Origin of the sequence: Haloferax sp. Atlit-10N, from assembly GCF_003586325.1 — an archaeon.
Classification (GTDB): Archaea; Halobacteriota; Halobacteria; order Halobacteriales; family Haloferacaceae; genus Haloferax; species Haloferax prahovense.
Genome location: NZ_PSYX01000159.1, coordinates 1 through 458, shown reverse-complemented (window position 1 = coordinate 458; position 458 = coordinate 1). Strand labels below are relative to the sequence as shown.

The 458-nt window shown below is 58.7% G+C and carries 1 protein-coding gene; it reads right to left on the bottom strand.

What is annotated here, in order from left to right:
* The coding region (locus C5B91_RS21660) for a surface glycoprotein (protein ID WP_199708906.1) at positions 1-432 on the bottom strand (432 nt) is incomplete at its 3' end.
* Between the last annotated feature and the right edge of the window lie 26 nt (positions 433-458).

The following is a 458-nucleotide window of genomic DNA, read 5'->3' as shown; positions in this document are numbered from 1 at the left end:
CTCGCTATAGGCTGTCTGGGGGACGGGGATGATGACCACGTCGTAGTCCGACAGCCCGTTGGCGGATGAACTGTTCCACGAGGTCAGCCCGCCGGTCGTCGACCGTTTCGTGTCGACGTCGTACCCGCGCTCGCTGAGTCGGTTTGCGAACTTCGTGAACGTCGAGCCCTGATGGCTCCCGTCGATCAACACGTGGACGCCGGCACCACTGTTGTTGAGGTCGACTGATCCATCAGGAACCGGACAGCTCCCGTCAAGCTGACAGGTCGCCCCACCAGCTGTGGCCGTCTGTGCCATCGTCTGACTGTTCACCGTTGCCACCTCGCTTTGCTCGCTCGGTGCAGCAGCGGCACTTCCGAGGAAACCGGTGCTGACAACCGAGAAAACGAGTAGTACGCTGAGTAGTACTGGCCGTATGTGATTTCTATCCATCACTTCCTATACCGTATTGTAACTAT